The sequence below is a fragment of the Halomarina halobia genome (assembly GCF_029338575.1).
Classification (GTDB): Archaea; Halobacteriota; Halobacteria; order Halobacteriales; family Haloarculaceae; genus Halomarina; species Halomarina halobia.
Map to the genome: position 1 here is coordinate 2,747,505 of NZ_CP119992.1, position 21,565 is coordinate 2,769,069.

Annotated in this window: 25 protein-coding genes and 2 tRNA genes; 16 read left to right on the top strand and 11 right to left on the bottom strand. The window is 68.4% G+C overall.

Annotated elements, in window-relative coordinates:
* Nucleotides 1-43 precede the first annotated feature (43 nt).
* Nucleotides 44-166: an HVO_2523 family zinc finger protein gene (locus P1K31_RS14535; RefSeq protein ID WP_276304047.1), complete on the top strand. Its 123-nt coding sequence runs from the start codon at nt 44-46 to the stop codon at nt 164-166.
* Here the strand turns inward: P1K31_RS14535 and P1K31_RS14540 are convergent.
* Complete coding sequence (locus P1K31_RS14540) at nt 163-816, bottom strand: TVP38/TMEM64 family protein (RefSeq protein ID WP_276304048.1); 654 nt, start codon at nt 814-816, stop codon at nt 163-165. The two genes, P1K31_RS14535 and P1K31_RS14540, sit on opposite strands and share 4 nt — an antisense overlap.
* A gap of 58 nt (nt 817-874) precedes the next feature.
* Here P1K31_RS14540 and P1K31_RS14545 point away from each other — a divergent pair, with 58 nt between their 5' ends.
* Complete coding sequence (locus tag P1K31_RS14545; protein WP_368410867.1) at nt 875-1,261, top strand: DUF5830 family protein; 387 nt, start codon at nt 875-877, stop codon at nt 1,259-1,261.
* A gap of 13 nt (nt 1,262-1,274) precedes the next feature.
* Here P1K31_RS14545 and P1K31_RS14550 read toward each other — a convergent pair whose 3' ends face one another.
* Nucleotides 1,275-2,303, bottom strand: a complete 1,029-nt coding sequence (locus P1K31_RS14550; protein WP_276304050.1) for a DUF7115 domain-containing protein — start codon at nt 2,301-2,303, stop codon at nt 1,275-1,277.
* An 83-nt stretch (nt 2,304-2,386) separates the two neighbouring features.
* On the opposite strand from P1K31_RS14550, the gene P1K31_RS14555 reads away from it, so the two are divergent.
* A tRNA-Met gene (locus P1K31_RS14555) sits at nt 2,387-2,521 on the top strand.
* 386 nt (nt 2,522-2,907) lie between these two features.
* Here P1K31_RS14555 and P1K31_RS14560 read toward each other — a convergent pair.
* Nucleotides 2,908-3,207 (bottom strand): PadR family transcriptional regulator, encoded by a 300-nt coding sequence (locus P1K31_RS14560; RefSeq protein WP_276304051.1) that lies wholly within the window; start codon nt 3,205-3,207, stop codon nt 2,908-2,910.
* A gap of 694 nt (nt 3,208-3,901) precedes the next feature.
* Here P1K31_RS14560 and P1K31_RS14565 point away from each other — a divergent pair.
* Nucleotides 3,902-4,036: a DUF7503 family protein gene (locus P1K31_RS14565; protein WP_276304052.1), complete on the top strand. Its 135-nt coding sequence runs from the start codon at nt 3,902-3,904 to the stop codon at nt 4,034-4,036.
* Here P1K31_RS14565 and P1K31_RS14570 read toward each other — a convergent pair whose 3' ends face one another.
* The 3 genes from P1K31_RS14570 to P1K31_RS22095 form a co-directional block, all read right to left on the bottom strand.
* Nucleotides 4,037-6,151 (bottom strand): CHAT domain-containing protein, encoded by a 2,115-nt coding sequence (locus P1K31_RS14570; RefSeq protein WP_276304053.1) that lies wholly within the window; start codon nt 6,149-6,151, stop codon nt 4,037-4,039.
* A gap of 4 nt (nt 6,152-6,155) precedes the next feature.
* On the bottom strand, nt 6,156-6,869 hold the full coding sequence (locus tag P1K31_RS14575) for a DUF7504 family protein (protein ID WP_276304054.1): 714 nt from the start codon (nt 6,867-6,869) through the stop codon (nt 6,156-6,158).
* A gap of 207 nt (nt 6,870-7,076) precedes the next feature.
* Nucleotides 7,077-7,295 (bottom strand): DUF7543 family protein, encoded by a 219-nt coding sequence (locus P1K31_RS22095; protein WP_438268322.1) that lies wholly within the window; start codon nt 7,293-7,295, stop codon nt 7,077-7,079.
* A 56-nt stretch (nt 7,296-7,351) separates the two neighbouring features.
* Between P1K31_RS22095 and P1K31_RS14585 the strand changes: the two genes are divergently transcribed.
* From P1K31_RS14585 to mptA, 7 genes are all read left to right on the top strand, one after another.
* Nucleotides 7,352-7,771: a DUF8009 family protein gene (locus P1K31_RS14585; RefSeq protein WP_276304056.1), complete on the top strand. Its 420-nt coding sequence runs from the start codon at nt 7,352-7,354 to the stop codon at nt 7,769-7,771.
* 37 nt (nt 7,772-7,808) lie between these two features.
* Nucleotides 7,809-8,060: a hypothetical protein gene (locus tag P1K31_RS14590; RefSeq protein WP_276304057.1), complete on the top strand. Its 252-nt coding sequence runs from the start codon at nt 7,809-7,811 to the stop codon at nt 8,058-8,060.
* A gap of 245 nt (nt 8,061-8,305) precedes the next feature.
* Nucleotides 8,306-8,569: a DUF8028 family protein gene (locus P1K31_RS14595; protein WP_276304058.1), complete on the top strand. Its 264-nt coding sequence runs from the start codon at nt 8,306-8,308 to the stop codon at nt 8,567-8,569.
* A 25-nt stretch (nt 8,570-8,594) separates the two neighbouring features.
* Nucleotides 8,595-9,584, top strand: coding sequence for an aldo/keto reductase (locus P1K31_RS14600; RefSeq protein ID WP_276304059.1), 990 nt, complete (start codon nt 8,595-8,597; stop codon nt 9,582-9,584).
* Nucleotides 9,585-9,688: 104 nt separating this feature from the next.
* Nucleotides 9,689-10,501 (top strand): NAD(+)/NADH kinase, encoded by an 813-nt coding sequence (locus tag P1K31_RS14605; protein WP_276304060.1) that lies wholly within the window; start codon nt 9,689-9,691, stop codon nt 10,499-10,501.
* 65 nt (nt 10,502-10,566) lie between these two features.
* On the top strand, nt 10,567-10,758 hold the full coding sequence (locus P1K31_RS14610) for a hypothetical protein (RefSeq protein WP_276304061.1): 192 nt from the start codon (nt 10,567-10,569) through the stop codon (nt 10,756-10,758).
* Nucleotides 10,759-10,814: 56 nt separating this feature from the next.
* On the top strand, nt 10,815-11,771 hold the full coding sequence (gene mptA, locus P1K31_RS14615; protein WP_276304062.1) for a GTP cyclohydrolase MptA: 957 nt from the start codon (nt 10,815-10,817) through the stop codon (nt 11,769-11,771).
* 504 nt (nt 11,772-12,275) lie between these two features.
* On the opposite strand, the gene P1K31_RS14620 is transcribed toward mptA, so the two are convergent.
* Nucleotides 12,276-13,079, bottom strand: coding sequence for a TrmB family transcriptional regulator (locus P1K31_RS14620; protein WP_276304063.1), 804 nt, complete (start codon nt 13,077-13,079; stop codon nt 12,276-12,278).
* 42 nt (nt 13,080-13,121) lie between these two features.
* The gene (locus P1K31_RS14625; RefSeq protein WP_276304064.1) at nt 13,122-14,726 is read right to left on the bottom strand and encodes a DUF255 domain-containing protein; all 1,605 of its coding nucleotides are present in this window, start codon (nt 14,724-14,726) and stop codon (nt 13,122-13,124) included.
* Nucleotides 14,727-14,815: 89 nt separating this feature from the next.
* Between P1K31_RS14625 and P1K31_RS14630 the strand changes: the two genes are divergently transcribed.
* Together P1K31_RS14630 and P1K31_RS14635 are read left to right on the top strand one after the other, a co-directional pair.
* Nucleotides 14,816-15,316: an FxsA family protein gene (locus P1K31_RS14630; protein ID WP_276304065.1), complete on the top strand. Its 501-nt coding sequence runs from the start codon at nt 14,816-14,818 to the stop codon at nt 15,314-15,316.
* An 87-nt stretch (nt 15,317-15,403) separates the two neighbouring features.
* Nucleotides 15,404-15,478: transfer RNA gene (locus tag P1K31_RS14635), tRNA-Ile, on the top strand.
* Nucleotides 15,479-15,590: 112 nt separating this feature from the next.
* Here P1K31_RS14635 and P1K31_RS14640 read toward each other — a convergent pair.
* Nucleotides 15,591-15,788, bottom strand: coding sequence for a hypothetical protein (locus P1K31_RS14640; protein WP_276304066.1), 198 nt, complete (start codon nt 15,786-15,788; stop codon nt 15,591-15,593).
* Between the two features lie 227 nt (nt 15,789-16,015).
* Between P1K31_RS14640 and P1K31_RS14645 the strand changes: the two genes are divergently transcribed.
* From P1K31_RS14645 to P1K31_RS14655, 3 genes are all read left to right on the top strand, one after another.
* Nucleotides 16,016-16,225: a hypothetical protein gene (locus tag P1K31_RS14645; protein ID WP_276304067.1), complete on the top strand. Its 210-nt coding sequence runs from the start codon at nt 16,016-16,018 to the stop codon at nt 16,223-16,225.
* A 296-nt stretch (nt 16,226-16,521) separates the two neighbouring features.
* A complete protein-coding gene (locus P1K31_RS14650; protein WP_379794097.1) occupies nt 16,522-16,668 on the top strand; it encodes a DUF2080 family transposase-associated protein in 147 nt (48 codons plus the stop codon).
* Between the two features lie 3 nt (nt 16,669-16,671).
* Nucleotides 16,672-17,901, top strand: a complete 1,230-nt coding sequence (locus P1K31_RS14655; protein WP_276304069.1) for an RNA-guided endonuclease InsQ/TnpB family protein — start codon at nt 16,672-16,674, stop codon at nt 17,899-17,901.
* Nucleotides 17,902-18,149: 248 nt separating this feature from the next.
* On the opposite strand, the gene P1K31_RS14660 is transcribed toward P1K31_RS14655, so the two are convergent.
* Both P1K31_RS14660 and P1K31_RS14665 read right to left on the bottom strand, forming a co-directional pair.
* Complete coding sequence (locus P1K31_RS14660) at nt 18,150-18,575, bottom strand: hypothetical protein (protein WP_276304070.1); 426 nt, start codon at nt 18,573-18,575, stop codon at nt 18,150-18,152.
* Nucleotides 18,576-18,610: 35 nt separating this feature from the next.
* A complete protein-coding gene (locus tag P1K31_RS14665; protein WP_368410868.1) occupies nt 18,611-21,241 on the bottom strand; it encodes an alkaline phosphatase PhoX in 2,631 nt (876 codons plus the stop codon).
* Nucleotides 21,242-21,565 lie beyond the last annotated feature (324 nt).

Below are 21,565 nucleotides of genomic sequence, written 5' to 3' on the forward strand. Positions count from 1 at the left end.
CGCGAGGGGAACGTCCATGTCGGTGGCGCGCCACGCTTCGATCATGGACGAGGTGCGTGCCGGTCGGCCCTGTCCGATCTGCGAGGCCCCGATGTACCGCCGGCACTGCAAGTACGTCTGTCCGCAGCACGGCGTGATCTTCGACTGCGCCGATCCGTTCAACTAGTCGGCGAGGGGCGGCGTCCCGGCCGCCAGCCGGTACATCGGCCCCGCCATCAGCGCCGCAGCCGCGGCGACCCCCGCGACGACCAGCGGCCAGCCGACGTGGGCGCCCTGCGCGGAGAGCGCGTCCATCGAACTGCCCGCGAGGACGCTCGCGACGACCCACGGGACCTCCCCGACGGCGGTGCCGAGGACGTACGCGCGGAGGTCCACCCTCGCGAGTCCCGCCGCGGCGGAGACGACGTCCGTGGGGACGGGCGCGAGGCGCGCGGCGAGGACGCCGCGCGCGTCGCCGGTCGTCTCGAAGAGGTCGGCGCTCCGCGCGCTCGTCCAGGCGAGCGGTCCGGCGGTCGGGCGGTACCGTCGCGCGAGGGCGTACGGCGGTAGCGTCGTGAGAACGGCCCCGACGAGCGCGATCGGGAGGCCCGCGGGGCCGTAGACGAATCCCACCAGCGCGGAGACGAGGCCGATGGGCCACGCGACGAGCGAGCGACAGAGGTAGACGAGACAGAGCGCGAGCGCGAACGCCGCCGGTCGCGCGGCGAGCCCGTCGAGCAGCGCGAGGGCACGCTCCGGCGAGACGGCGGCCGCGACGAGGGCGACCGCCGCCAGGGGGACGACCCCGAGGAGCTGTCGTCGCGTCGCGCGGTCCATAACCTGAGCTTTCCGCGGGCCGGCAAACGCTTTCTGGTCGCGGCTCCGCTCGCAAAGGATTATTCGCTCGGCCCCTGTATCCCCTCGCGTGACCGACGAGACGGTCGAACTCGGGGTGCAGCTACTCGAACGCCTCGAACACGAGGAGCTGTCGCTCGCGGAGGCGGTGGACCGCCTCGAGACCATCACCACCAGCCCGACGACGACGCGGACCATCCTCGACGAGGCGGAGAGACGGGGCGTCATCCGACGCGAGGGGGGGATCATCCGGCCGAGGGGCGGCCGGTTCCTCCGCTTCGAGAGCGAGGTGATCACGAAGGAGGGGGAGTTCACCTGCAAGCGCTGCGGCGCGAGCGTGACGACCGGCTACTTCATGCGCCTCGATGCCGGCGAGCACGGTCCCTTCGGGTCGTCCTGCATCCGGAAGGTGACCGGGCGGGAGTGATCGGAGATACCGGTCAGGGTTTTCGATCCGGTTCGTCGGCGAGCCCGAGGAGCCGATGGAGCGCGGCCCCCTGCCGTTCGAGGAGTTCGTTCTGGCGCTCCACGGCCGCCCGCAGCGCGGCGAGTTCCGAGGCCACGTCTCCCGCCTCCCTCTCCCCCTCCTCCTGCCCGTCACCTTCCCGCTCTCCATCGGCCGACACGCTCCCGCGGCCGAAGGTGAACCCGCCGTCGTCGCCGGTCGTTCCCTCCTCGTTCCCAGCGTCGTCCTCGTTCCCGGCGTCGTCCTCGTTCCCGGCGTCGTCCTCGTCCCCGCGGAGGAGCGCACGGAGGTCGGCCGTCGCACCGTTCGGGGCGATTCCGGTCCCTCCGTCGTCCGTCCCTTCGCTGTCCCCTCCGTCCGCGTCCGTCCGTTCGTCGGAGGCTCCGAGCGCGTCGAGCGACGCCGCGTCGTGGTGGTCGAGCAGCGCGGTTTCGAGCGTTCGACGGACGCGCTCTGCGGCGTCAACCGGGGTTTTGATCCGCCGAGGCCGCCCATCGACGGTGAGGACGAGTTGCGCGGCGACGGTCCCCTCCTCGACCGCGAGGGCGGTAACGTCGTCGTAGCGGTAGGTCTCGAACTCGGGGCTCCAGAGGGCCGTCCCGACGTGCTCGACGACGCGACGGTCGGTGATCGCGAGCGTGAGTTCGCTGAACCGGTGGACGGCGAGGACGCGCTCGTCGGGGTCGGCGCCCCCCGCCGCGAGGAGGACGCCGCCCAGGAGCGGTTCGAGCACGTCGTCGAGTCGATCCTTCGGGACGCGCAGGTCGCGCTCGTCGTCGAGGTAGACGAATTCGAGCGTCGCCTCGCGTCGCCCGACGGTGCAGTCGATCCGCTCGACGGCGTGGGGAAACTCCTCGACGGATTCGTCGCGCAGCAACCCCTCGGCGCGGTAGACGAGCGTGCGCGTCGGCGTGACGGCGGCGGCGTCATCGCCGCCCAGGGGGACGACGGCGGTGGGCGTCTCATCACCGAGGGTGACTGTCATCGAATCGGGTAGCTCCATGCCCCGGACTGCCCGCCGAACGGCATAAACCTGCGGGATGAGATGAGAAGAGTCAAGTGCCGTACGCCGAAACGGGTGACTGAGCCCGGGTGGCTTAGCTGGACATAGCGCCGCACTCATAGGGTTTCACCTTGCGGCATTCGCCGCACCCATCGAGGCACGCCTCGCCTCGGACCTGGGACATGCGGAGATCGTGGGTTCGGAGCCCACCCCGGGCACTTCGCTTATGACGATCGCGCTCCCCTCCGAGGGACGTCTCCGCGCGTCGGACCGCCGGACGAGAGCGCGGTGTACGGCCGGTCGCACGTATCACGCTCTACCGTGATACCCGTCCCCGACCGGGGGAGTAGTGGGCGTGGTGCGACCGAGCCGTACGTACACCCATCCACGCCGTCGCGGTGTGGTGACCGTAATAGGTACTCAGCGGCCGGGGTGGAGCCTCGCGGTTTCGGGTCGTCACGACGGAAGTCGGGCGACCGTTAGCGAGCGGCTGTGGTTTCGGTGCTCTTCGACTCCGAAGGCCCGGTTCGCGGACGGTCGTCGGAGTCGGTACTCCCGCGGGTCGTCCCGCGCGGCGGGGGCTCGTCAGCCCTTCGGGTCGTTCTCAGGTGGACGCAGTGCCCTCCCGCGGGAGGTAGTTGTCCTCCCAGTCGAGACGTGCCTCGAGGGCCTCGCGCCCCTCGTCCGACAGCGCGTAGTAGTTGGTGCGGCGATCGATCTGTCCCTTCTCGACGTACCCCGCGTTGACGAGCGTATCGAGGTTCGGATAGAGGCGACCGTGGGTGATCTCGCGGTCGGTCACCGCCTCCAGTTCGGATTTGATCTGCTGCCCCGAGGGACGATCGAACCCGGCGATCACGTACAGGAGGTCGCGCTGGAATCCGGTCAGGTCGAAGAGCGCCATCGCCGTAGTGCTTTGGCATCGACCGCTATTGTTAGTATGCGATTCACACATACCGCCCAACTGCTGTGTACGCTCGGCTGAACGTGCAGCGTCACAACAGTTCCGAATCGGCGTCCGTCGGAACGACGGGATAGTGCCGCCGGTCGACCGATCGGGTTCCGCCGCTGACCGAGGGCGAAACTTGTCCGCCACCGCCCGTTAATCCCCCCTTACAGGGGTGCGGTCGAGGGCGACTCGCCCTGCCGGCCGACCCGGTTCAGCCGCGAGTCGGACGGTCGCACGGTGTGCACGACGAACGCTCGCAGGCGGCCGATCGAAACGCCCGCCCTTCGATCCGAATCTCGGGTTCCTTAGCCATCAGCGTCGTTAAATTACTCATACGGAATATGTCGTCTCTCCCCTCGTTCGTGGGTCGCCACCGCCCCCGAGGAGTAGCCTGACGTGTCAGTCTTCGACACATCAGTGTCCTGCTCCCTCCACTCTCTGCGAGCGAGATAGCCCTGTTCGGGGAGAGTCGAGCGGAACGATCGCGGTGCCTACTTCTGCGCGACGGCAACGGCGAGCGCGGGGAACGTCCGAGCGACCGAGACGGTGCGACGCCCGCCCCACACCGCATAGCCCGTTAACGCAGGAAATTTTATATAAAATATATTAAAATAAGTTTAATCCTGGTGGCTGCAACTCGTAAATTGTCATGTCCGAATACGGCATCAAGCGGTACTTGGCCGAGAATCCGAAGAAGACCGGCGTCCTGTTCACGCTCCTGTTGCTGCTCACGCAGACGGGGAGCGCGGCGGCGGCGGTCGGATGCACTATCGGCGGGCCGTAACTATCCAAGAACGTCCTCGATAGAGAGCGCGTCACTCCATTTCAGATCGTCCTGAAGACGTACTGGAAACCGTTCGCTGTCGAGAACGCGGCTCAATTCTTCGGCGCCGATCACGAATTCGCCTATCTCACCCACGTTCAGGTAACCGCTCTCGTTGTCCTCGATGATCGGCATGTACAACGCGCCCATCCCCGACCAGCCGGTGTTGGGGTAACCGTACAACCGGATTAGACACCGCCTCGCCGCCGTTCGCTCGATCTCCGCGTACACCGGCGTCCCTCCCTTCCCCTCCGCCAGCACGACCTGTCCGTCGCCCACGACCGTGTACTGTCGTCCGGTGATCGTGTCCGTACCGAGGATGTCGAGCGCGCCAGCGAGCGAGAACCCCGAGTTGAGCAGGCGAGCGAGGGTTCGCCCGACGCGCGTCGCCGGTTCGTTGCCGACGTTGACGAGGGTGACCACGCCCGCGATGGCTCCCGCCCGCACGAGGCCCATCCCCTGGGCGTAGGAACGACAGGCGTTGAGAACGAACGCGCGCGTACCGACGGCGTCGAGCGTCACCGCGTCCAGCCACCCGTCGGCACACTGCATCCCGCGGTGATCGACGTGCCCGACGTAGTGGACGAAGTCGCGCTCCTCGGCGAGGACGTCGCGCAGCTCGGCGCGGGTGAGGTCCTCGTACATCTCCACGTCGAAGGCGACGAACTCCCGAAGCCCGTAGAGGTCCTTCACGTCCGTCTCCGCGCGCATCTCCGGCGAGTTGCTGACGACAGCGACCTCGATGGGGCCGCTCGGTTGGGCGTCGAGCCGTCGCTTACACGCCGCGAGCGTGGGCTTCGACGCGCCCACGGGGACCCCCCCGCCGACCCACGTCTGCTCGATGCTGTCGGCTCGATCGAGCTGGACGACCGTCTGATCGTCGTCGCCGATCGCCAGCTGCGCGCGGACGGACGCGCAGTCGTCCGAGCCGTCGACGTCCGAGCGACAGAACTCCTCGACGGTGGGGCTACGCGGGTTGGCGGCGACGGCGGGCCTCGGGCAACGCACCCGCGCCAGGTCGGCGGCCGCGAAGGGGAGGTACGCGACGTTCTCGGCCGCGGGGACGACGTCGACGGTCTGCTTCCAGGTCGGCACCGCGGGTTCGACGGCCGCGTAGGGCACGCCTAGATAGGCGCGGAGCCGCTCCGCGGGCGACTGAGCGTAGAGGTCGGCGAAGTCCAGGTCGACCCGACCGGCGACCGCCGTCCGCTCGTGACACTGCACCGGGTACAGTCCCTCCGTGCGCGCGACGCAGTCGAGGGTGAACACCTGCGCGAGCGTCCGGTGGACGGCCCGTTCGAACTCGCGCCGCCCGTCGTCCGTCTCTCCGCCGAGCGGGTAACCCGTTCCGTCGACGACGAGCCGCGGGGTCGCTCCCGGACGGACCAGCGCGTTCAGGTAGTGCGCCAGCGACGTGACGGGGACGACGTACTCCAACTCGGGAGGGACCTCGATGCACACGTCGGCGTCCCGGGGCTCGAACCCGTCGGGGGCGGCGAACCGCTCGCCGAGTTCGACGAGCGGCGGGTGTCCGCGCAGGGTCGGCCACGACCGCTCCGGCGAGGTCGTCTTGAGCGACGACCCGAGACAGGAGATCGCCCGCATCACGTCCCGCGGTTCCCCGGTCGTCGTGATCGTCGCCGCCGGGTACTCGTGGCGCGAGCGCACGCCCAGGCGGACGTGATCGGCGTCGCGGACGACGATGCGCCGCCCGACGTCGTCGGTGGTCGTCTCGACGCCCCCCTCGACGGCGAGGTAGGTCTTCACCGCAAGCGAGACGATCTCCACGATGTACGTTCCGGGGGGCACCCGGGCCGCGGTCCGGTTCGTCCCCTCGGCGACGGTCCGCCCGTCGGCGTCCCGGACGATGACGTTGACGTACTGCGGGATGCGGATCTCGGTGACGTCGAGGCGGACGGCGGTGTCGACCGGGAAGACGAACCCGTCGGTCGTCGTGGGGATCGGTTCGACCGGGACGGTCGTCCGGAGCACCGTCGTCACTCCCTGGATGTCGTCGGCGATCTCCACGCCGACGGGATCGTCCGTTCCGGTGATCGTGAGCGAGCGTACGTTCACGGTCCTAGAGGAGCATCCACTCCGTCGTCTCGCCGGATGTCGTCAGGTACCATCGCTGTTCCGGTGGCCAGCCGTCCCGGTGTCGCAGGTCGACGCGCGCGTCGAACGCGGGGAGGAGGGCCTCCGTCTCGGCGGCGTCCGGCGCGAGCGGAAGCTGGCAGTGGCCCATCCCGCTCGCGGCCCGAACCGATCGGCCGAGCGCCCCGACGAACGACCGGATTCGCTCGACGCCGTACGTGTCGAGCAGCGCGCCCAGCGTCAGGACGCCGACGCGAAGACGACCGGGGACCGGACCGGCTGCCGGGAGGCCGTCGACGATCTCCCGCTCTATCGCCATTCGGAGCACCGACAGTTCGTCGCCCGGTACCGAAGCGTCGCCGCCCGGCGTCGAGGGCCACGGCGACGTCGTTTCCCCCACCGTCCCGCCGCTCGCTCGCGTCGTCGAGAAGTCGAGCACCGATACGCGGGGACTCTGCGCGTCGAGGTTGCCGGGTAGGTACGTTCGCGCACGCGAGAGGTCGCCGTCGACGAGCGCGAGGAGACGACAGCGGGGGAACCGCGGCGAGCCCATCAGGTTGCGCGTCTGTCGCGCGCGGACGGCGTCGCTCACGATACCCGTCACCAGGAGGTGACAACCGCGTCGCTTGAGATCGGTCAGTTCGGCCGCGAAACGCGCCGCTTCGTCCTCCCCGTCGCCGCGAACAGCACGAGCGTCCATCCGTCTCGTTCGTAACAGGTAACTATGATAAATCGTCCGATCTCTCAATCTAGAGGATAATTCATCGAATCGGAACTAATTGGTCGGTCGCAGATCGTCGGATCATCGCCTCTCACATTCGGGTCGCGCCCCTCGAGACGTGCGGTGAACCACTCGACGCGACCACGCGTCCCGTACTTGACCGATCGGTCAGACCTTCGGCGACCGTCACTCCCCGTCGTGCGCCGCGCGCTGGCGCGCGGCGACGGCGAGCGCGTCCTCCCGCGTCGGGACGGTCTCGCGCTCGTAGCCCGATCCCTCGGGTGCCTGTTCGAGTCGGTCGAGCGTCACCGCCCAGCGGGTGTCGGCCGTCTCCCGGAGCGAGACGACGACGGTTCCGTCCGCGCGCGTCCACCGCGTCGTCCCCGATCGGTCGTCTCCGTCCAGTCCATGTCGGCGAGAGCGGCGCGGAGGTTAAGTCGATCCCGGCCCGTGGCTGGATCGTGAGCGAGGACCCGACGGTCGTCCGGTCGCTCGCCGTCACGGTGGACGACCTGGTGGCGGCCTACGAGAACAGCCGCGCGGGCCGCCCGACGGTGCTCCGGGTCACGCCGCCGTACCACGCCCGGATGCGCGCCCGGCTCCACGTCGAGCAGCGCGGCGACCCCGACGCCCTCCACGTCGATCCGGCGCGTCTCCTCGACGACGACGCGCCCGCCTACCCGACGCCCGAGGGGACCGAGGACCGACTCCGCGAGTCCGGACGCGGGTACACCACCGAGGCGCACCACGACCTGCACGTCGAGGCGGTCGCCGCGTGGCGTGAGGCGATCCGCGAGCACGTCGTCGACGAGGTGGAACTGGAGACGCCCGAGGGCTCCCACCGCGTGACCGTCAAACCGCTCGATGTCGGGGGATCGTAGCCGCCACGTTGATACGCCTCCCGTCGGTTGCTGTGGTATGCGCTCCATCCTCAGCTCCGGCGAACGCCAGGTCGCCCGCCGCCTCGCCGACGGGGACAGCCCCGAGGAGATCGCGGCCGAGCGAGGGACCTCCGTCGAGTCGGTCGAGAAGGCGATCTCCCGCATCGAGGAGAAGACCGAGCGCGCGCTGATCACACTCGCGGAGAGCCCCTTCGCGGCCGCCGCGGCGGCCGCGCTCGACGAGGAGACGCGCGCGACGGTGCGCGACCGACTGTGCGAGTCCCCGTAGTCGACCTCACGATTACCTGTCACGTGCCGCGCGCTCGTCAGCGGAGTGGGCGCGGGGCGCGTCGGCGGGCGTCGATTCGATCGATGATACAACGTTAGACGACTCGATAAAAGGTCTCGTCGACTCTGGGGGCGTCTCGCTGGCGCTCATATCCCGGTTACGTCGTCGATGAAACGTCCGAACCCGCGCGAAAGTTCTCACGTCTATATGACAATACGGGTTATCGACACTATCGACGAACGACCATGTCGACGAACACCCCGCTCTCGACCGACCGCCCGGCCGCCTCGGAGGTGTCGGACCTCCCTTCCCTGGCGGCGCAGTATCGCGCGGCCGTCCTCGGGTCCGTCCGCGCCGTCGCGTTCTGGCTCGCCGTCTTCCTCCCGGCCCTCTACGTCCCGTTGCTCGTCTTCGTGCCGGACGCGCCGACGGTGCGCGCGTCGAGCGTCCTCCTCATCGCGCTCAACGTCCTCGCGCTCGTCGTCGGACACGGGCATCGCCGCGACTAAGCCCCCGCCGGTGGACGGTTCGGACATGTCCCTGAGCACCGTTCCGCTCGGACGAACCGGTACGACGGTGAGCAGCATCGTCTTCGGGACGTGGCGCTTCGGCCGCGAGACCGACGCCGGCGAGGTCGAGGTCGACCGCGACCGCGCGCACGAACTCCTCGACGCCTACGCCGCGGCGGGCGGCAACTTCGTCGACACCGCCGACATGTACGGCGACGGCCTCAGCGAGGAGTGGATCGGCGACTGGCTCGCCGACCGCGACCGCGAGGACTTCGTCGTCGCCTCGAAGGTGTACTGGCCCACCCGCGAGAACGACCCCAACGGCCGGGGCATCGGCCGCAAGCACCTCCGCCGACAGATCGACCGCATCCTCGACCGCCTCGGCACCGACTACCTCGACCTCCTCTACTGCCACCGCTTCGACGACCAGACCCCGCCCGAGGAGTTCATGCGCACGCTCGACGGCTTCGTCGACGACGGGAGGGTGAACTACCTCGGGGCCTCGACCTTCGAGCCGAACGCCTGGGAGGTCGCCCGCGCGAACGAGATCGCCGACAGGCGAAACTACGAACCGTTCACGATCGCACAGCCGCGCTACAACCTCGTCAACCGGGAGGTCGAGGGGAACTACGCCGACATGTGCGAGGCCTACGGAATGGGGATCTGTCCGTGGTCGCCGCTCGCTGGCGGCTTCCTCACCGGGAAGTACGAGCGCGACCGCGACATGCCCGAGGGGACCCGCGGAGCCGAGAACGACCGCTTCGCCGACCGCTACCTGACGGGGGCGAACTTCGACGCCCTCGACGAGGTCCGCGCAGTCGCCGAGGAGGTGGGTGCGAGCCCCGCCCAGGTGTCGATCGCGTGGCTCGCCCACCACCCGCGGGTCACCGCGCCGATCGTCGGCGCGCGGACCGTCGAGCAACTGGAGGAGAACCTGGCCGCGGACGAGGTCTCGCTGTCCGACGAGCAGTTCCGGCGGCTGGCGGAGGCGAAGGAGTACTCGCCGATGGGCTGATACTGTCGGACGTACGCCCGTCGAGAATCTCGCCACCCCGGTACGTCCGACAGTACGGGCCGGAACGACGTCCCTTTTTGTCCGTCGGATGGTACTGCGAGTCGATGAGAGTCGGTATCGTCGCGCAGAAGGACAACGCCCGGGCCGCCGATCTCGCGAGCGACATCCACGACGCGGTGTCCGCCGAGGTCGTGCTCGACTCGGCGACGGCGGCCGCGATCGGCCTCGACGGGATCCCGGTCGACGAGATGGACACGTGCGACCTCGTGGTGAGCATCGGCGGCGACGGCACGTTCCTCTTCGCGGCCCGCGGCGCGCGCGACACCCCGATCATGGGCGTGAACCTCGGCGAGGTGGGCTTTCTGAACGCCACCTCACCCGGGGAGAGCGTCGAGACGGTCCGGGGCGTCGTCGCGGCGTACGAGGACGGGTCGATGGACGTGCTGACGATGCCGCGCGTGCAGGCGACCGGCGAGGGCTGGACGCTCCCGCCGTCGCTCAACGAGGTGGTCGTGATGGGCGGCCAGCGCGGCCACGGCAACGGCGTCGACCTCGAGGTGCGCGTCGACGGCGCGCGCTACGCGGACGGGCGCGCCGACGGCGTCCTCGTCTCGACGCCCACCGGGAGCACCGCCTACAACCTGAGCGAGGGGGGGCCGCTCGTCCACCCGTCGGCCGACGCGCTCGTCGTCACGGGGATGTGCGCCGCGGGGCGGATGCCCCCGCTCGTCGTGGACACCGAGCGCGCAGTGACCGTGGGCGTCGGCGGCGCGTCGGAGGCGGTCGTCGTCGGGGACGGCCGCCTCACTCGGGAGATCGAACCGCCCGCCGAGGTGACGATCCGGCGGGCCGACACGCCGCTTCGCATCGCCGGGCCGGACCTCGACTTCTTCGCCGCGCTCGGGAAACTCGACTGACCGTCCGGGGGTCGGGCGCGCTGCCAACGTTTATCCCGACGTGTCCACTTCGCTCAGGGGAGCACATGGGGATCTTCAGGGAACTCGGGCGGCAGGTAGAACAGTTGAAGGCGAGCGCCACGGCCGCCGCCGAGGGGAGCGGAGACCATCGGTGCGCGGCGTGTGACGCCCGCTTCGAGGGACAGCGCGAGCGGTGTCCGGAGTGCGGCTCGGCGGACGTCGAGCCGACGGGAACGGGGGCTGGAGCGGGGGAGTAGGGGCCTCGATGCCCCTTTCGGAACGCATAACCGACGACCGTGCCTTAGAACCGCCAATGAGCAAGCAGCTGCCGGACGTACAGGCGTCGAGTCCGGAGGTGACCGTCGGGTTGAACCGCGTCGGCGTCACCGGCGTGGAGAAGCTCGTCAAGATCGACCGCGAGGAGCGCCGGCCGATCGTACTGATGGCGGAGTTCGAGGTGTACGTCGACCTCCCGGCGTGGCGCAAGGGTGCGGACATGAGCCGCAACATGGAGGTCATCGACGAGACGCTGGAGGCGGCCGTCAGCCAGACCGCCTACCGCGTCGAGGACGTCTGCGGCGACGCGGCCGAGCGCCTCCTGGCGAAGCACGAGTACACCACGGAGGCGGAGGTGCGCATGGAGGCGACGTACGTCGTCCACGACCGCACGCCCGCGTCGGACCGCCCCACGCAGTCCACGGCCGACATCATCGCCAGCGCGACCGCGACCGACGAGGGGACGCGGGAGGCCATCGGCGCGCGCGTCGTCGGGATGACGGTCTGTCCCTGCTCGCAGGGGATGTCCGCCGCCCGCGCCCGCGAGACGCTGCGCGAACTGGGCGTCGACGACGACACCGTCGAGACGTTCCTCGAACGCGTCCCCCAGCCGGGTCACTCCCAGCGCGGCCACGCGACGCTCACCGTCCAGAGCGAGGGGTCGCCCGACGTCGACCTCCACGACGTCATCGACGTCGCGCGCGACTCGATGAGCGCCCGCATCTACAACCTCGCAAAGCGCCCCGACGAGGACCACATGACCTACGAGTCCCACGCCGACGCGAAGTTCGTCGAGGACTGCGTCCGCGCCATGGCCGAGGGCGTCGTCGAGCGCTTCCCGAACCTCCCCGACGACGCCGTCGTGACGATGAAGCAGTCGAACGACGAGTCCATCCACCAGCACAACGCCCACGCCGAGCGCGTCGCCGAGATGGAGACGCTCCGGGCGGAGCTGAACGGCGACCACGACCTTTTACGACGAGGAGACGCCTGACGGCGTCTCCTCTGTAAAAGGTCGAGCAAAAGCACCGTCGGAGTCCCGCTCCGACGAGCCCTCGTTCGCTCCGCTCACGAGAACACTCCTCCCTTACTTCGGCGCGCCAAGCCGCGCCTCCGGCAGACTCGCTGTGCGAGTCTTCCGTGCTCCCGCTCGCCTCCGGCTCACGGGAACTCCGTTCGGTCGTCGGCCCGCTCCCTCGCTCACTGCGTTCGCTCGGTTGCGGTGGGAATCGGAGTGCAACGATGAAAGTCCGACGACGTGCGAGCTTTCCCTGTCATTACCAGCGCACTCACCGCGAGCGAACGCAGTGAGCGAGCGGGCCAAGGAACCCCCGAGCGGAGCGAGGGGGTGACGCTGTGCTTTTGCTCCAGTTTTTGCCAGGGAGTCGGCGGCGACCGCGGAGCGTGTCGCCGCCACACGACCGTCACCAGAACGCTCCGCGTTCTGGTTGGCTGCACGAGAGCTTCGCTCTCGTGAACGCAGCAAAAGGTGGTTGTTCTAGAAGGAAAGCGGGGTCGCCTCCTCCCAGCGCGGGGCGAACTCCTCGCGCACGTCGGCCGCGAACTCCCGGTCCTTGAGGTCGATCATCGCGAGCGAGTCGGCGTCGCGGAGCGGGTGGGCGACCTCGATGCACACCTCGTTGTCGTCGATGATGCTGAAGCTCCCGCTGACGTCGTCGCTCGTGCGACAGTCGAAGCGGTCGTGCGGCGAGAGGACCGTCCGATAGCGGCGGCCGACGGAGGTGGGAAGCTCGTCGACCAGTTCCGGGCGCATCAGGAGCGAGACCTCGACGCCGCGGCCGAGCGCGCGTTCGAGTTCGACCGCGACGCGCTCGCCGAGGTCGTCAATGTCGAACTGCTGGGAGAAGGTCGAGGCGACGATCTCGATGCTCTCGTCGGCGGCGGCGATGCGCTCGACGAGGAGGTCCGTGGTCTCGCCCGGCCCGACCGCGGCGGTCCAGAACCGCTCGTCGACCCGCTCGGTGGCGTCGAGTTCGCCGACGAGTTCGGTGACGATGTTCTCGTACTGGGACTCCCTCTCGGTCAGCTCGCGCCTCTTGTCCTCGAGCAGGCGGTTGAGCGCCGTCTCCGGTTCGACAGCCGCGTACTTCTTCGGCCGCGAGGCGCTCTGGGAGCGCACGAGGTTGTACTGCTCGATGCTGTTCAGCACGTCGTAGATGCGCCCCATCGGGACGTCGCTGACCCCCGACAACTCCTTCGCGGTTGTGGGGCCGGTCGTCAGCAGGGCCCGGTACGCCCGAGCCTCGTATTCGGACAACCCGAGGTCTCGAAGACTTGCCATTGAGTGGCCGTCACACGCACAGAGTAAAAACGCATCGGGAGTTTACGAAAACTCGCCGACGCGACGTCCGAGTTCCTCGGGCGTCTCGGCGGGGGCAGAGCGCTCGCCGTCCACGAGGACGCGCGCGGTGCCCGCCTCGCCGTCGGCGTTCGGCACCACCACCTTCTCGTGGTCGGCGACGCGCCACGCCGCGCGGTGGAGGTCGCTTCCGGGGTCGTCCGCCACCTCGATCACGAGCGGCGGGCGGACGATCCGCGAGGCGGCGGTCGCGTAGGCGGCCACCTCGACGCCCATGCGGTGGCGCGCGCCCGCGAAGGCCGAGAGCGCCTCGCGCGCCACGGTCCGATACTCCGCCCGACCGGTGAGAAGCGACAGGTCGACCAGCGCGTCCGCGAGTTCGACCGTCGTCTCCAGCGGACGGAGCGGGCGTGAGAGCAGGCCGGGCCCGTCGGCCGGTCCGTCGGCGAAGGTGCCGTCCTCGAGTCGCCGCTCGATCGTGCGGTCGGCCACCGCGCGCGCGTCGTCCACGTACGACGGATCGAGCACCTGCGCGGCGGTCGCGAGCGCGCCGAGGAGTCGCGCCCCGTCGGAGAGCAGCCCCGTCGCGCCGCCGTCGTAGTGTGCGACCTCGCCCCCGTCGACGAGCGTCTCCCGGACGTGGTCGAGCGCGCGCTCGGCGTAGCGACCGGCCGCCTCGTCGTCGGTGTAGGCGTGCAGGCGTAGGAGGGCGTCGATCGCGAGGCCGTTGCGGTCGGCGAAGACCGTCCCGTCCACGCGCGGCGGGTCGGCCGACTCGCGCTCGGCCGGTTCGAGCGTGTAGTAGTCGCCGCCCGCCTGGCTTCCGGCGAAGGCGTCGCCCGTCCAGAGCGTCGTCGTGAGGTAGTCGCGCGTGCCGAGCGCGGGGTCGCGGTAGGCCTCCTCGCCGGTGTAGAGGTAGGCGTTGGCGAACGCGCGAAGGACGGCGGCGTTCTCGTCGAGCAGTTTCTCGCGGTGGGGGTCGCCCCAGTCGCGCTCGGTCGCGTAGCGGTAGAAGCCGCCGCCGTAGGTGTCGTAGAGGTGGGTGTAGACGGCGTCGAGCGTCCGGGTGGCGCGGTCGCGGTCGCGCTTGAGCGCGAACCCGACGGCGCTCGGGAGGGGGAACTTCGCGTCGACGCCCCAGCCGCCGTACTCCTCGTCGAAGGCGTCGCGCACCTGTTCGAGCATGTGCCCCTCGACCTCGCCGTCTAGCTCGCCGCGCGGGGGGTCGGGGTCCTGCAGCGCGCGGGGGACGCGCCCCGCCGCCTCGCCGCGCTCGTCCCACGTCTCGCGGACGCGGTCTAACACCTGCCGGAGGCTCTCGGTGCTCATGTACGTCGCGCCGGTGATGATGTCGCCGCCCGGCGTGAGAAAGACCGTCGAGGGGAAGCCTCCCATCTGGTAGCGCTCGCGGACCCGCGGATGGCGGTCGATGTCGACCCGGACGGGGAGGAAGTCGTCGTGGACGTTGGCGGCGACGCTCGGGTTGGCGTAGGCCTCCTCGTCCATCCGATCGCACCAGTGACACCACGGCGCGGTGAGCGTGAGCAACACGGGGCGGTCGGCGGCCCGGGCCTCCTCGAAGGGGGCCGGACCCCACTCGCGCCACTCGACCAGCGTCTCGTCGTTCATGGTAGTGGGTGGAGCGACGGGCGAAAGCGTGTTACGACTCGTGCGTGAGATGCCGGAACACGTTTCCCGTCGGATCGTGTAGGTGGGGTATGCTCCGGGTCATCGGGCTCCTGCTGCTCATTCCCCTCTTCGACATCCTGGTGCTCGTCGCCCTCGCGACGCGGATCGGGGCGGTGGCGACCGTCGCGCTCGTCGTGCTGACGGCGCTCCTGGGTCTCCTGCTCGTCCGGGCGGAGGGCCGCCACACCCTCCGGAAGATACAGGAGAAGCTCCAGCGCGGCGAGATCCCCGAGGACGAGGTAGTGGACGGCGGCCTGCTCATCGCCGCGGGAGCCTTCCTGCTCACGCCGGGGATCGTGACCGACCTCGTGGGCCTCCTGCTCGCGCTCCCGCCGACGCGCTACCCCGTCCGCCTCGCGGTGAAGAAGTTCGTCGTCACCCCATACGTGGATTCGAAGACGGGCGGGATCTACACGGGCGGCGTCTACACAGCCGGATTCCCGGAGGACGATCCCGACGGCGACTACGACACCTACGACATGGGCGACGACGAGTACAGCGTCGACCGGGGTTCCGGCAGCGACAATTGACGCACGTGACGCCGTCGGTCCGACAGCCTCCACTGCCGAAGAGAAACCCTTAATTGTGCAACGGCAGTACGGGGAGATGCGTCCGATGGGTCGATAGCTCAGCCAGGTATGAGCGCTCGGCTGATAACCGGGAGGTCCGCGGTTCAAATCCGCGTCGACCCATCCACTAACCGGTCGGTTACCGACCGAACACACGGACGCGACCTCCCCAGCCACCTCATCTCGACGGAACTACCCCCCCGAGCGACGGCACTTCGCCGTCGGGTTCGGGAGGTCACGGCGAAGAATAACCCGCTTTCCCCTCCTCCTCGGTCATCGTTATCCAGTACACTCGTGAGTACGGGAGGTGGAGGTAACTCCCGTCCTCTCGCTTGATCCGGACGCCGTACACTCTACCGGAGTCGGAGATGTTCTTGGCGTCTACGGTCTCCTCGGTTACTCCGTCAGGCCCCTCGAAAGCGATTTCTGCCATACAGCGATGTGGCGATCCTGCCCAATAAGCCGCGTCTAGCACGGGGTCCCGGAACGCTCGATCGGTCCTGTCCGACCGCGCTTCCGACGGCGGTGCTTCGGCGGGACTCCGAACGCGCGTCGCCGTGCACCGACCTGCGCCCCGAGCGACGGGGCCGTCGTCCCCGCGACGAGGACGATCACGCGCTCGCGAGGAACGCTGATGGCCGTCCGACTGCTACGGCGCGTATGGACTCCGTCGCCGGACTGACGCCGGGAAGCGCCGCACGAACGCCCGCCGTCGCGGGTCGAACGCCGGCCGTCGCCGCGCGAACATCGGCCGTCGCGGCTCGGACGCCCGCGCTCGCCGCTCGGACGCCGACCGTCGTCACGTGGCGGCTCGACGTCGAGATGCACCCGGTCGTCGAGCGCGACCGTCCCGGCGACGACGAACGCTGAGGGCGGCTCGGCCGCGTCGGCGCGGGCGGGAGCCCCACGGGGTCGGTCCCGCTCACGGGTCGGCGTACCTTTAACTGGAATTAGGCGCTAAGTCCCCTTCCTTAAGGAGCAACGCAGGGAGCGAAGCGACCGAGTAGCGCAGTAGGGAGGGGATACAGCGTTCACAAGAGCTTCGCTCTTGTGCGCGAACGAGACGCTTTGCGTCTCGTCAACGCCGCACGGTTCTCAAACACGTTCGCCGCTCGGCCCACAGGCCCACCGCTATTTTATGTCTATTCATAGTCTATACACGGGTGATGGATAGGTTTGAAATCGAAGGCGAGGAAGTCCTCGACGGGACTGCAAAACCGTCGGGGAACAGCGCCCACGTCATCGTTCCCAAACGCTGGCGCGGAGCCGACGTGAAAGTCGTCCGCATCTCCGAATCCACCTCAGACGAATAGGATATGCAGTACAACTACAAGTATCGAATCAACCCGCCAGAAGACATCGCTGAGACGCTTCTGCACCACGTCGATGCTTGTAGGCAACTGTACAACCACGTCCTCTACTTACTCAACGAGGCAGACGACATTCCCGCCCGCTACGAGATACAGGGACGACTTCCCGACCTCAAAACGTGGTGGAACGACCTCGGAGACGTTCACTCGAAAGTTCTCCAGATGGTCGTCAAGCGCGTCTACGACAACCTCTCTACGCTCAAAGCGCAGAAGGAAAACGGACGCGCCGTGGGGATGCTCAAGTGGAAACCTCCTCGGGAGTATCGGTCGCTCACCTACAACCAGTCCGGCTTCAAACTCAAGAATACGAGTGGTCGGCCTACGTTGTGGTTGAGCAAAATCGGTGAAATCCCAATTCATCTCCACCGTGACATCCCCGAGAGCGCGACCATCAAACAGGTCACGGTCAAACAAGAACCTACGGGCGAGTGGTATGCTACGTTCGGTATCGACGTGGACGAAGCCACGGCTGAGAAGCCAAAAACTCCCGAGAAGGTCGTTGGTATCGACGTGGGGATTCTCAAGTACGCCCACGACACCGACGGGTATGCCATCGAAAGTCCCGACTTCAGCGCCGAGCGCGAACGGTTGGAACGCGCCCAGCGTGACCTCTCTCGGAAGGAACACGGTTCTGCGAATTGGGAGAAACAACGGCAGGTCGTGGCCGAACGACACGCCGACCTCAGGCGGAACCGGCGAGACTTCCTTCACAAACTCTCGAACTACTACGCCACTGAGTACGACTTGGTGGCTGTAGAGGACTTGGATGCGAAGGGACTGGTCGAACTGCCGGGCAACTCACGGAACCGCGCAGGCGCGGCGTGGGGGGCGTTCCTACGGATGCTCGAATACAAGTGCGAGCGTGAGGGGACGCACTTCGTCGCAGTTGACCCGAAAAATACGACGAAAGAGTGTGCGTCCTGCAGTGTCAAGACTGACAAGCCGCTGTGGGTTCGTGAACACTCCTGTCCCTCGTGTGGGTTCGAGGCGGACAGAGACGCGAATGCGGCGTGGAATATTCTTTCTCGTGGTCTGGAAAAGGTAGGAGTGGTTCCCTCCGAATCAACGCCTGTGGAGACTGCGCTCCCTGTGGATACGTCCGTATCTGCAAAGCGCGTCGTGGAAACAGGAAGCCCCACCCTCAAGGAGCGAACGGCGCAAGCCGTGAGCGAGTAGGGTGGGGTAGTTCACATCGGATACGGACGCATCGGCGTGCGTGGACGGAGCGTACGACGAGGCGGCGGCCCGCCGCGAGGAGGCCGTCTACCGCACGCCGGCGGCCGCGGAACGCCGCCGTCGCGCCCGCGAGGCGCTCGACCTCGGCGGCGGCGGGTCCGTGCTCTCGCTCGGTCCCGGACCCGGATTCGAACCCGCGGAGCTGGCGGCCGCGGTCGACGTGCGGTCCGTGGTCGGCGTCGTCCGCCTCACTCCATGCCGCGCTCCCTGGCTCCCTCCCGGATCGCCCGCGCGCGCTTGCGGACCCGTGAGGCGTACCGTTCGATCTTCTCGGGCTTCTCCCCGTAGAACGAGGCGACCCAGTAGACGTCCGTGTAGGGCTGGGTGAGGAAGTACGCGACCAGCGTGTCCCGCCCGGCCTGGATGATCGTCGGGGGGACGCCACGCTCCCCCGTGCCGGCCTCCTCGAAGCCGTTGACGTCGAAGTAGACGTCGGCGTAGAGCTCCGCGAGGTCGGGGTCCTCGAACGTGCGCCCCTCGTGTTCGGGCGCTTCGAACCGATAGACGACGTCGCCGGACGGTGATTCGCACTCGACGACTCGCACGCCGAGGATGTACTCGCGGAACGTCGATTCGCTCCGCCCGTTCTCGGTCGGATGGTCGGATCGTGACATGTGTCGTGTGGTTCGTTGAGTGACGCCGGCCCGCCTCAGCCGAGGTCCTCGGAGAGGCTGACGAGGTCGTCGAAGTCGAGGCGGCCGTTCCCGTTGAAGTCGTACGCGGCGTCGTTCCCGCGGACGCCGTCGGCGTCGAAGTTCTCGAACAGCGCGACGACGTCGTCGCGGTCGACGTCCCCGTCCCCGTCGACGTCCTCGTAGCGGCCGTCGCCGTCGGGGTCGGCGGGTGCGTTCCCGCCCTCGACCGCCGGCGGGCCGGTGGTGACCGTGCCGGTTCGCCCCTCGGCGTCGATGGCGTCGCCGTTCTCGTCGTCCAGCCGATGGACGTCGACGTCGAGGGCTGCCGTCCCCGCCCCGCGGGCGCGGACCTCGAGCGACGCGACGACGACGTCCATCGCGCCGGGCTGGACGTTCTCGCCGGCGTCGGCGAAGCGGAGCGTCGCGGACGAGCCGTCCTCGGAGACGGTGCTCTCCGTGGGCGTCAGGGCGTCGGGGAAGGAGACGTCGGTGATCGCCGCCACCGCGGGGTCGGAGACGGAGACGGTGATCCGGCCGCCGGAGAGGCCGGCCGGCAGGGACGAAACGCGCAGGTCCGTACGCGCGGTGCCGCCGCGGGCCACGGCCACCGAGTCGACGTCGACGAGGACGTTCGGCTGGTAGACGTACAGCCCGTCGTTGGGGTACGACCGCGCGGGGCCGCCGAAGCCGTCCTCACAGCAGAGGACGCGGCCGTCGTCCATCACGTAGACGTTGTCGACGTTGCGGAGCGCGTCGTCGGCGTCCGCGGGCGGGTCGGTGAAGTCGGGGCCGACGATGACCGGTTCGAGCGTCGAGACGTTGTAGTCCGGCTCCAGTTCGGCGCGGTAGACCACGCCGCCGTCGACGCGGTCCATCCGGACGTCGCCCGTGTCGTCGGCCATGTCGTCGTTGAACTCGGAGATGCCGAAGTAGACGAAGTCGCCGGGACCGGCGCCGTCGACGCTGTCGACGCCCTCGGCCTTGTTGAACTCGATCGACGCGCCGATCTCCTTCGCGGCCGCGCGAGTCTCGAGGAACGGCACCTTGCGGAGCTCCTCGTCGACGCCCCGCGGACCGTTCTCCTCCCACTGCTCGGCCCACTCGAGGATCTCCTCGTTCGTGACGTAGTTCTGATTACCGTTCTCGATGACCTCACGGTCGGCTTCCTCCAGCGCCGCGCCGAGATCCTCCCGCCAGTCGGTCTCGGCGTGGGTCTCCAGGTAGTGCACCTGGGTGACGTCGTCGTACGTGGCGATCCACCGCTCGGCCTCCGCGTTGCTCGCGTGGCCCAGCTCGATCCACTCGATCTCGAGGTTCACGTCCGCGGGGGAGTTGCGCTCGCCGGAGTCCGCGACGGACGCCTCGTCGTTGGTGATCTTCGGCGCGTAGAGGGTCCCCTCCACGTCCATCGGATCGTCGTAGCTCGGGATGGGCTCGTCGGCGACGAACTTGTAGATCCCCTTGCTGTCGCCGTCCGAGCAGCCGTAGACGGTCCGCTCGTCGCCCAGAAAGTCCGGGGCCTCCCAGGAGGCCCGCCCCATCACGTAGTACTTGATCGGCTGCGGCGTGTCGGCTGCCGGCTCGCGGAAGTCGACGTGGTAGCCGTAGCGGTACGGGTTCGGGTAGACGTCGCCGATCGGGGTCGTGTCGTTCGTCCCGTCGTCGGCCTGGTCGACCGGTTCCGCCCCGAGGTAGTACGCGAGGAACTCGACGCCCGTCAGCGCCCAGAACCCCTGGGGTTCGAACGGGTCGTCGTAGTACTCCTCGATGGCGTCCGCGATCTCGCTCGGATTCGGGCGGTTCCAGAACTGGCAGGCGGCGAGGAGGCCCTTTCCGGTTCCGGCCTCCTCGATGTCGCCCACCGTGTGCGTGAGCGAGACGCGCGGATGGGCGTAGTTCTCCTCGGAGGAGACCATCGTCCCCCACGGCGTGAGGTTGCCGTAGCAGTTGATGCGCGTGCCGCCGAGGGAACGAAGCGGCTCGGTGTTGGCGAGGTTGAGCGCGTTCTCCAGGTCGGCCTCCCACTCGCCGTCGTCGGTCTGCCGTATCGGGATCCGGGAGACGTTTCCGGGGCTGTTCTCCCAGTTCGTGAACAGATAGCCCTCGGTGCCCTCGTCGTTGGTGGCGACGAACTGGTTGCAGTCGGGGTTGGTCGCGGCGCCTCCGTACTGGGTCCCCGCGAAGTTCTCCTGCGTGATGTCAGTGCCGTCGGGCGTCTGTGTCACGCCGAGGCGCTCCGCGCCGCCGTTTATCGGCTCTCGCCCCTGCGCCAGCAGCACGTACTCGCCGTTGCCGGAGCGGACGACTCCCTGTTCGTCCCTGGTCTGTGGCGTCGACACCTCGGTGAAGTCGTCGTTGTCGCCGTCCAGGTCGAACCGGAAGCCGCTGAAGTAGCCGACGCCCGCCCTGTCGAATGGTTCCGGGTTGTCCTCGCTCGGGTGCTGGAGGCTGTACAGAAGTCCGCCGTCCTCGAACACGAACGGACCCGTCACCTCGGCACCGTACGCCGTCGTCGAGAACCGTTTCATGCTCCCCTTGACGCTCGGAGCGCCCGGCGTGTCCGTCTCCTCCACCTCCTCGCTGTGCTCGGCGCTCGCCACTCCGACCACGCTCGCACCGAGCGCGGCAGCCACCGACGTTTCCATCAGCCTCCGTCTGGTAAATTCCATGGTCGATTAGGGTGTCTTTTCGGATTATAAAATAGCTTTATAATGGTTATATTAACCGAGGAGTAGTGGTATGGACGGGAGGAAAAACGCGTGCCGGATTGGATTCGAATGAGCGATACCGAGCACACCCTATGTCTCTGTCCGTGATCCGTCGCTCTCCAACGACACGTCGTAATAAACACCTTCGAGCGCGAAGGGGCGGTTTCAGGCGATAGCGGTCCGATCCTCCGACGGGTCGGCCGGACGCTCACCCGTGCGATCGGGGACCGCCTCCCCCGAAACCGGACGGCGAGACGCCGT

Excerpts from the sequence above, each read along its gene's own strand:
- P1K31_RS14535 (WP_276304047.1), top strand. The coding sequence starts at position 44 with ATGGACGAGGTGCGTGCCGGTCGGCCCTGTCCGATCTGCGAGGCCCCG.
- P1K31_RS14540 (WP_276304048.1), bottom strand. The coding sequence starts at position 816 with ATGGACCGCGCGACGCGACGACAGCTCCTCGGGGTCGTCCCCCTGGCG.
- P1K31_RS14550 (WP_276304050.1), bottom strand. The coding sequence starts at position 2,303 with ATGGAGCTACCCGATTCGATGACAGTCACCCTCGGTGATGAGACGCCC.
- P1K31_RS14560 (WP_276304051.1), bottom strand. The coding sequence starts at position 3,207 with ATGGCGCTCTTCGACCTGACCGGATTCCAGCGCGACCTCCTGTACGTG.
- P1K31_RS14565 (WP_276304052.1), top strand. The coding sequence starts at position 3,902 with ATGTCCGAATACGGCATCAAGCGGTACTTGGCCGAGAATCCGAAGAAG.
- P1K31_RS14575 (WP_276304054.1), bottom strand. The coding sequence starts at position 6,869 with ATGGACGCTCGTGCTGTTCGCGGCGACGGGGAGGACGAAGCGGCGCGT.
- P1K31_RS14590 (WP_276304057.1), top strand. The coding sequence starts at position 7,809 with ATGCGCTCCATCCTCAGCTCCGGCGAACGCCAGGTCGCCCGCCGCCTC.
- P1K31_RS14595 (WP_276304058.1), top strand. The coding sequence starts at position 8,306 with ATGTCGACGAACACCCCGCTCTCGACCGACCGCCCGGCCGCCTCGGAG.
- P1K31_RS14600 (WP_276304059.1), top strand. The coding sequence starts at position 8,595 with ATGTCCCTGAGCACCGTTCCGCTCGGACGAACCGGTACGACGGTGAGC.
- P1K31_RS14605 (WP_276304060.1), top strand. The coding sequence starts at position 9,689 with ATGAGAGTCGGTATCGTCGCGCAGAAGGACAACGCCCGGGCCGCCGAT.
- P1K31_RS14610 (WP_276304061.1), top strand. The coding sequence starts at position 10,567 with ATGGGGATCTTCAGGGAACTCGGGCGGCAGGTAGAACAGTTGAAGGCG.
- mptA (WP_276304062.1), top strand. The coding sequence starts at position 10,815 with ATGAGCAAGCAGCTGCCGGACGTACAGGCGTCGAGTCCGGAGGTGACC.
- P1K31_RS14620 (WP_276304063.1), bottom strand. The coding sequence starts at position 13,079 with ATGGCAAGTCTTCGAGACCTCGGGTTGTCCGAATACGAGGCTCGGGCG.
- P1K31_RS14625 (WP_276304064.1), bottom strand. The coding sequence starts at position 14,726 with ATGAACGACGAGACGCTGGTCGAGTGGCGCGAGTGGGGTCCGGCCCCC.
- P1K31_RS14630 (WP_276304065.1), top strand. The coding sequence starts at position 14,816 with ATGCTCCGGGTCATCGGGCTCCTGCTGCTCATTCCCCTCTTCGACATC.
- P1K31_RS14640 (WP_276304066.1), bottom strand. The coding sequence starts at position 15,788 with ATGGCAGAAATCGCTTTCGAGGGGCCTGACGGAGTAACCGAGGAGACC.
- P1K31_RS14645 (WP_276304067.1), top strand. The coding sequence starts at position 16,016 with ATGGACTCCGTCGCCGGACTGACGCCGGGAAGCGCCGCACGAACGCCC.
- P1K31_RS14650 (WP_379794097.1), top strand. The coding sequence starts at position 16,522 with ATGGATAGGTTTGAAATCGAAGGCGAGGAAGTCCTCGACGGGACTGCA.
- P1K31_RS14655 (WP_276304069.1), top strand. The coding sequence starts at position 16,672 with ATGCAGTACAACTACAAGTATCGAATCAACCCGCCAGAAGACATCGCT.
- P1K31_RS14660 (WP_276304070.1), bottom strand. The coding sequence starts at position 18,575 with ATGTCACGATCCGACCATCCGACCGAGAACGGGCGGAGCGAATCGACG.
- P1K31_RS14665 (WP_368410868.1), bottom strand. The coding sequence starts at position 21,241 with ATGGAAACGTCGGTGGCTGCCGCGCTCGGTGCGAGCGTGGTCGGAGTG.